We start from the raw sequence: 6,399 nt of genomic DNA, 5'->3' as shown, positions 1-6,399 counted from the left end.
CGCCGCGGCGGCGGGAAGGGGCCGCCGCGGCGCGTCCCGCCCGCTACTCGGCGGCCTTCAGGCGCAGCACGATGTCCAGCGCGTTGGGCTGGGTGGGCTGCGGCGGGCCGTAGGGGTCGGACTCGTCCGGCCAGCCGACCCAGTTGGTGGTGTTGTACTGGGCGCCGATCGGGCCCGCGACGGTCGGCACCATCGGGACGTCCTCGACGAGGATGCGCTGCAACTCGTGCAGCGCCTCCTCGCGTTCACCCTCGTCGCTGGTGGTGGCGTAGGTGTCGAGCGCGGCGTCGGCGTCGGGGTTCTGGTACCGGCCGAAGTTGCCGCCCGGGGAGCCCTCGCCGACCGGGTGGTACATCCCGCCGTCCATGATGTGCTGGTACATGTCGTAGGGGGTGCCGCCACTGTTGGTCCAGTGCAGGGTGGCGTCGAACTCGCCGTTGTCGACGGAGGTCCGCCAGGACTCGACGGTCTGGGTGTTGAGCGTGGCCTCGATGCCGATCTCGCCGAGGTTGTCCGAGATGATCGACAGCGCGGTGAGGTAGTCGGACCAGCCGGCCGGGCCGATCAGGTCGACGGTGACGGCGTTGCCGTCGGGGTCGAGGAGGGTGTCCCCGGTGGTGTCGTACCCGGCCTCGTCGAGTTCGGCGCGGGCGGCGTCGGCGTCGGCCTCCACCACGGCGCCCTGGTACTCGGGGGCGAGGAACGGCTCCCCGGCGGGGAGCGGCAGCCCGGTGGGGTTCTCCAGCGCCGGGTAGAGCCCGGCGTGCGCCTGGACGTGGATGTCGTCGCGGTTGATCACCTGGGAGACGGCGCGGCGCAGGGCCGGGTCGTCGAACGGCTTCTGGTCGGTGTTGAGCCAGAGGCCGTGGACGCCGAGGCTCGTGGGGAACCACAGGTTGTGGTGTTCGGGGTTCTTGTCGATGTAGACGGACTCGTAGTCCGGCATGAAGACGAACGACCACTCGGAGTCGCCGTTGGCCAGCGCCGTCGTCTGCGCGTTGTTGTCGTTGTACGAGGTGTACCGCAGTTCCTCGACCTCCGGCAGACCCTGCCAGTAGCTGTCGCGCCGGGTGAGGGTGACGGTCTGCGGGGTGAAGGTCTCGAGCACGTAGGGGCCGGTGCCGACCGGCTCGCGGTTCTCCCAGGTCTCCGGGGAGTCCTGCTCGGACCAGATGTGCTCCGGGACGATGTAGGTCCCCAGGATGCGGTTCTGGTTGACGAACTGCGACTCGCCGAAGGTCAGCCGGACGGTGTCGCCGTCCTGCTCGACCTCGTCGAAGGGGATGGCAGCGCCGTTGAACGCGGGTGTGTCCTTGACCAGTTGGAAGGTGTACGCGATGTCGGCGGCGCTGAACGCGGTGCCGTCGGACCACTCGGGGCCGTCCTGCGCGGTGATCACCAGCTCGGTGAAGTCCTCGTTCCACTCCCACTCGGCGGCGAGCCAGGGGCGGGCGTCCTCGGCGGGGCGGATGCCGTTGAACATGGCGAGGGGCTCGTAGATCATCGCGCGGTAGCCGAGGGAGACGCTGGCCGAGGTGGCGAGGAACGGGTTGCTGTTGTCCGCCTGCGGGGCGTTGGGCATGCCGACGTTGAGGACGCCGTCACCGCGCGGGCCTGCGTTGCTGCTGCCGCCGCCCCCGCCGGAGCAGGCGGCGAGGGTGCTGAGGACGACCGCGGTGGCGACGGCGAGGGTCGCGCGGCGGCGGTTTCCTCTGCGGGGGGTGACTCTCATGGTGGGCTCCTTGGACGGCGGTTGCGGGTGCCGGCGCCGCGGGTCGCTGCGGGTGCCGGGTGCTGCTCGGTGGTGCGGTGGTGCGGGTACTACTCGGTGGCGCGGTGGTGCGGGTACTGCGTGGCGTGCGTGCTCATGCGTGGGGGTTGGCGGTGCGAATGCCCGTGAAGTGGTGCGTTCCGGGCGACTGGCGGGCAGGCCGACGGCCGGGCTGTGCCGTGCGGGGGACCGCGGCCTCGCGGGGAGGCCCGCCGGCGGGGGCGCGGGAGGGGTGGAGCACGGCGGGCCGGGCCCGCCGCCCTCAGTTGGGCGCGGAGGCTCGGACCACCAACTCGGTTGGCAGCACCACCGGTTCGGCGGGCAGCGGGGCGCCCTGGAGGTGGTGCAGCAGCATCTGGGCGGCGGCTTCGCCCATGCGGCGGATCGGTTGGCGGATGGTCGTCAGCTGGGGGTCGGAGACGGAGGCCATGGGGACGTCGTCGAAGCCGATGACGGCCACGTCGTCGGGGACGGACCGCCCGCCGGCGCGCAGCGCGGCGAGGGCGCCGACCGCGGTCTGGTCGTTGAGGGCGAAGACGGAGTCGAAGGGCCGCCCTTCGGCGAGTACGCCCTCGACGGCGCGCCGCCCGGAGGAGACGGTGAAGTCGCTGCCGACCACCAGGGCCCCGGGCTTGGGCAGGTTGCGCTCCCGCAGCGCGGCGCGGAAACCGGTGAGCCGGTCCTGCACGCAGCCGAACCGCGGGGGCCCGGCGACCACCAGCGGGCGGACCCGTCCGGTGTCGAGCAGGTGCCGGGCGGCGGCTGCGCCGCCCTCGGCGTTGGTGGTGGCGACGAACGGCAGGCGCGGGCGCTGCCCCTGGTCGTCGATGACGACGGCGGGCAGCCCCTGGGCGTGCAGCTTCTCCAGTGTGGGGAGGGCGTCGCCGGGGACGATGGCCAGCAGCCCGTCGAAGGCGCGGGCGGTGACCTGGCTGGTGAACTGGGCCATCGACTGCTCGCCGCGGTTGCAGGTGAAGAGCAGCAGGCCGTAGCCGGCGGACTCCACGGTGTCCGAGACCCCCTGGAGGATCTGGCTGATCCACGGCCAGCCGAGGGAGGGGACCAGGATCGCGAGGGTCCGGCTGTTGCCGCGGGCGAGGCTCACCGCGCGGGAGCTGGGCACGTAGCCGAGCTCGTCGATGACCCCCCGGACGCGCTCCGCCGTGGTGCGGTCCACCTCCCCCTTCCCGTTGAGCACGCGGGAGACGGTGGTCTTGCTCACGGCCGCGGTACGGGCGACATCGGCGATGGTGACGCGCATTGCGGACTCCCTGGACGAACGGCTCGGCCGGCGGCGCGCGCCCGTGGGGGACGGCGCGTACCGGCACCGGTTCCGGAACCGGTTCCGGTCGGTGTGCGCGGCAGTCAACTCGCCGCACCGTGGGCCGTCAAGACATGCTGAGAAGATCCGGAACAGTCCGTACCACCTTGCAAAATCCCTTCAGGTGATGAAGGCGCAGATCGTCGAACTCCGTCGAACAGAGAGAGCGCTCTCTGGTTTACGGATTTCCGGGGCCGGGCGGCCGACGACGCCCGAACTGACGGCTGAGCCCGTGTTTTTCAGGGTTCCGCCCGCTAGGGAGCGACGTGGTTCCGGGAATGTTGAGCATGGCTTGACGGTCCCTTAAGGCGCTCTTAGGGTCCCGGCGAGAGAACGCTCTCTGGTGTCTTGCGGAACACTCCGGACGGCGCCCCGGACAGCTATAGCATCCGGCTGTCCAGTGCGCGGCCCACCGTGAACCCCGCCGGTCCACCGGCCGGGGCCCCCACCGCGGACGAGTCACGCGATCCCCCATCCGAGGAGCCCGGACCATGACCTCACCCCCCACGTCCCGCCGCCGCACCCGCAACCGCCTGCTCACCGTGGCCGTGGCCGGGGCCGCCGTCGCGGCGCTCCAGCTGACCGGCATACCCGGCGCCATCGCCGGCGACGACACCGAGGCCGCCCCCGAGCCGGCCGGCGAGGTGTCGGCCCAGAGCTACGGCGTGGCGGAGTTCCTCGCCGAGTGCGAGTTCAGCCACCGGCTGCCCGACGACCCGATCGTCTTCCCCGGCCTGCCCGGCGCCTCCCACATGCACAGCTTCTTCGGCTCGCCGGTCACCGACGCCCACAGCACGGCGGCGGACCTGATCGAGGCCGGACAGACCACCTGCGACCCGCTGGTGGACCTCTCCTCGTACTGGATGCCGACGCTGTTCGTCGACGGTGAGCCGGTCGAGCCCCAGCAGGCGACCTTCTACTACCTCGGTGAGGGCGTGAACCAGGACGTCACCGAGCGCATCCAGCCCTACCCCGAGGGGCTGCTCATGCTGGCCGGCAACGCCGTGGCCGGCCCGGACGACCCGGTGATCGCCCGCTGGTCGTGCCTGCACGCCGGCGAGGTGGAGCCCTCGAAGGACTTCGTCAACTGCCCCGAGCACAGCGCGCTGGAGTCCTACCTCGACTTCCCGCAGTGCTGGGACGGGGTGAACCTCGACTCCCCCGACCACCAGAGCCACATGGCCTACCCGGTCGCCGGTGAGTGCCCCGAGACCCACCCGGTGCCGGTGCCCAAGATGCGGCAGGTCGTGCGCTACCCGGTCAACGGCGACCCCTCGCGCTTCGAGCTGGCGTCGGGCCCCGGCTACACGATGCACGCCGACTTCATCAACGCCTGGCCGCAGGAGGAGCTGGAGCGCCGGGTGCGCGACTGCCTCAACGCCATCGTGAAGTGCGGCGCCGACGGGAACCCCCTGTGATGCCGCGCCGCGCCCGTCGGGTCGCCACCGCAGCTGCCGTGACCCTGCTGGCGGCGCTGCCGCTGGCGGGCTGCGGGGCCGAGGACGACCGGGGCGCGGCGCCGGACGTGACGCCGGTGGCGGAGGCTCCCGCCGCCGGTGCCACGGACCCGGCGACCGTCGACGGCGGGGCCGCGCACGGACTCAGCGGCACCGACCTGGCCTGGCTCCAGCTGATGGCGCCGATGAACGACCGGACCCTGCTGCTGCTGGAGCTGGTCGGGGAGTCGGGCGACGACGCGGAGTTGGGCGCGTTCGCCGGTGAACTGGCCCTCACCCACGCCGAGGAGACCACCCGCATGCGGGAGATTCTCGACGAGGCGGGGGTACCGGACACCAACCCGCACGAGGGCCACAACATGACCGGCATGGTCACCGACGACGAACTCGCGGAGATAGCCGCGGCGTCGGATGTGGACGCGGCGGCGCGTGAGGCGCTCCACGAGCACCTGGCGCAGTCCGCGATGATCTCCGGCTCCGCCGCGGAGAACGGCAGCGACGAGGCGACCACCGCTCTCGCCGCCGAGCTCGCCGAGACACGCGAGGGGCAACTCGCCTCGCTGGAGGCGCTCGACGCCTGACCGCTCGACGCCTGACCGCCCGGCGGGTGGCGGCAGCCCGGCCGGCTGCCGCCATCCGCCCGGACGTCCGCCGGACCACCCGGCGGGTGCGACGGACGCGGCCCCGGACATCCCGTCCGGGGCCGCGTCCGCCGTGCGGTCAGGCGGTGGCGCGCACGGTGAGCGTCGGCGGGAAGATGACGGAGGGGGCGCGCTGCCCGCGCTGGTCGATCTGGCGCAGCAGCAACCGCGCCGTCTCCGCCGCCATCTCCTCCACCGGGCGGCGCACGGTGGTCAGGCCGGGTTCGGCGCCGACGGCGGCGTCGTCCCCGAACCCCACCACCGCGACGTCCGCGGGCACCCGGCGCCCGGCGTCGCGGAGCGCGGCCAGGGCCCCGAGCGCCAGCAGGTCGGTCGTCGCGAACAGCGCGTCGGTCAGCGGGTCCGCTGCCAGCAGCCGCCGCGCCGCGTCCGCCCCGGCCGCGGGTGTGTCGGCGGCCGCCACGGCCACCGGCGGCTCGGCAGCCCCTCGTTCGGCGGCGACGCCCCGGAAGCCGTCGCACCGCTCGCGGTGGGCCGGGTCGGCACCCGGCCCGGACGGCGGCCCGGCGACCACGGCGGGGCGGGTGCACCCCCGCTCCAGGAGGTGGACGGCGGCGAGCGCTCCGCCGGCCCGCTGGTCGAGGGCGACGTAGGAGGCGGGCAGCGCCCCCGCCTGCCGGCCGGCGAGCACCAGCGGCAGCGGACCGCGCGCCAGGCGCTCCGCGAGCGGATCGGCGGGACCGGACGAGAGCAGCACGACGCCGTCGGCGTGGCCCTGGCCGAGGTGGGCCAGCAGCCGTTCCCGGGAGGCCTCGTCCGCCGCGTGGTGGACGGGCAGTTGCACGCCGCGCGGCCCGAACTCCCGCAGCAGGCCGGTCACGGTCCGCCCGAAGACCGGGTCGGCCAGCGCGCCCGCCGCGGGTACGGCGGCATCGGCGGTGTCGGGCTCGGAGACGACCAGTGCCACGGAGTCGGTGCGGCCGGTGACCAGGGAGCGGGCGGCGCGGTTGGGGACGTAGCGGGTCGCGGTGACGGCCTGTTCGACGAGTTCCCGCAGCCGGGGGTCGACGGTGGCCTCGCCGTTGACCACCCGGGAGACCGTCGCCCGCGACACCCCGGCGACCCGGGCCACCTGCTCCAGGGTGGGGCGGCCGCTGGCGGGGGCGTGCTCGGTGGTCATCGTGTCTTTATACGCGACGGCCACGCCGGGCGGCGGCGTTCCGGTCGGCGCGCGGCCGCTTCCGGCCG

At 73.7% G+C, this 6,399-nt stretch carries 5 protein-coding genes; 2 read left to right on the top strand and 3 right to left on the bottom strand.

Annotated features, from left to right (window positions below; genetic code table 11):
* Nucleotides 1-43: 43 nt before the first annotated feature.
* On the bottom strand, nucleotides 44-1,732 hold the full coding sequence (locus tag HCN56_RS22430; protein ID WP_167973988.1) for an ABC transporter substrate-binding protein: 1,689 nt from the start codon (nucleotides 1,730-1,732) through the stop codon (nucleotides 44-46).
* 301 nt (nucleotides 1,733-2,033) lie between these two features.
* Complete coding sequence (locus HCN56_RS22425; RefSeq protein WP_167973986.1) at nucleotides 2,034-3,032, bottom strand: LacI family DNA-binding transcriptional regulator; 999 nt, start codon at nucleotides 3,030-3,032, stop codon at nucleotides 2,034-2,036.
* Between the two features lie 551 nt (nucleotides 3,033-3,583).
* Here HCN56_RS22425 and HCN56_RS22420 point away from each other — a divergent pair.
* Both HCN56_RS22420 and HCN56_RS22415 read left to right on the top strand, forming a co-directional pair.
* Nucleotides 3,584-4,510, top strand: a complete 927-nt coding sequence (locus tag HCN56_RS22420; protein WP_167973984.1) for a DUF1996 domain-containing protein — start codon at nucleotides 3,584-3,586, stop codon at nucleotides 4,508-4,510.
* 38 nt (nucleotides 4,511-4,548) lie between these two features.
* Nucleotides 4,549-5,130: a DUF305 domain-containing protein gene (locus HCN56_RS22415; RefSeq protein WP_167973982.1), complete on the top strand. Its 582-nt coding sequence runs from the start codon at nucleotides 4,549-4,551 to the stop codon at nucleotides 5,128-5,130.
* Nucleotides 5,131-5,269: 139 nt separating this feature from the next.
* Here the strand turns inward: HCN56_RS22415 and HCN56_RS22410 are convergent, their stop codons facing one another.
* Complete coding sequence (locus tag HCN56_RS22410; RefSeq protein ID WP_167973980.1) at nucleotides 5,270-6,331, bottom strand: LacI family DNA-binding transcriptional regulator; 1,062 nt, start codon at nucleotides 6,329-6,331, stop codon at nucleotides 5,270-5,272.
* Nucleotides 6,332-6,399 lie beyond the last annotated feature (68 nt).

It is taken from the genome of Streptomyces lonarensis (assembly GCF_012033735.1).
GTDB lineage: Bacteria > Actinomycetota > Actinomycetes > Streptomycetales > Streptomycetaceae > Streptomyces > Streptomyces lonarensis.
This window is presented reverse-complemented; position numbering and strand designations above follow the sequence as displayed.